This window comes from Aquimarina litoralis, from assembly GCF_039523995.1.
In the GTDB taxonomy this organism is placed as follows: domain Bacteria; phylum Bacteroidota; class Bacteroidia; order Flavobacteriales; family Flavobacteriaceae; genus Aquimarina; species Aquimarina litoralis.
Genome location: NZ_BAAAGE010000022.1, coordinates 1 through 1,289, shown reverse-complemented (window position 1 = coordinate 1,289; position 1,289 = coordinate 1). Strand labels below are relative to the sequence as shown.

Genomic DNA, 1,289 nt, shown 5'->3' with positions numbered 1-1,289 from the left:
ACTAACAGTGATCCGGGTGATTATGTAGTAACCTATACCACAACTGGAACTTGTCCTAACTCCAGTCAAGCAAACGTAAATATAACTGAACTTGATGATGCTAGTTTTAGCTATGATCAATCCTTGTATTGTAAAGATCAATCCGAAACAACACCTGCTATTACAGGATTAACGGGCGGAGTATTCGCTAGTACAACTGGATTAGATATTGATCCTAATTCAGGAGTTATTGATATTACAAATAGTGATTCTGGGGATTATGTAGTAACCTATACCACAACTGGAACTTGTCCTAACTCCAGTCAAGTAAATGTAAATATAACTGAACTTGATGATGCTAGTTTTAGCTATGATCAATCCTTGTATTGTAAAGATCAATCTGAGGCAACACCTGCTATTACAGGATTAACAGGCGGAGTATTCGCTAGTACAACTGGTTTGGATATTGATCCTGCTTCTGGAGTTATTGATATTACAAATAGTGATCCGGGAGATTATGTAGTAACCTATACCACAACTGGAACTTGTCCTAACTCCAGTCAAGTAAATGTAAATATAACTGAACTTGATGATGCTAGTTTTAGCTATGATCAATCCTTGTATTGTAAAGATCAATCTGAGGCAACACCTGCTATTACAGGATTAACAGGCGGAGTATTCGCTAGTACAACTGGATTGGATATTGATCCTGCTTCTGGAGTTATTGATATTACTAACAGTGATCCGGGTGATTATGTAGTAACCTATACCACAACTGGAACTTGTCCTAACTCCAGTCAAGCAAACGTAAATATAACTGAACTTGATGATGCTAGTTTTAGCTATGATCAATCCTTGTATTGTAAAGATCAATCTGAGGCAACACCTGCTATTACAGGACTAACTGGTGGAGTATTCGCTAGTACAACTGGATTGGATATTGATCCTGCTTCTGGAGTTATTGATATTACTAACAGTGATCCGGGTGATTATGTAGTAACCTATACCACAACTGGAACTTGTCCTAACTCCAGTCAAGCAAACGTAAATATAACTGAACTTGATGATGCTAGTTTTAGCTATGATCAATCCTTGTATTGTAAAGATCAATCCGAAACAACACCTGCTATTACAGGATTAACGGGCGGAGTATTCGCTAGTACAACTGGATTAGATATTGATCCTAATTCAGGAGTTATTGATATTACAAATAGTGATTCTGGGGATTATGTAGTAACCTATACCACAACTGGAACTTGTCCTAACTCCAGTCAAGTAAATGTAAATATAACTGAACTTGATGATGCTAG

General features: G+C 37.2%; 1 pseudogene. It reads left to right on the top strand.

From position 1 onward, the window contains the following. Positions 1-1,289: pseudogene (locus ABD077_RS25090) on the top strand (T9SS type A sorting domain-containing protein); the annotation flags it as partial.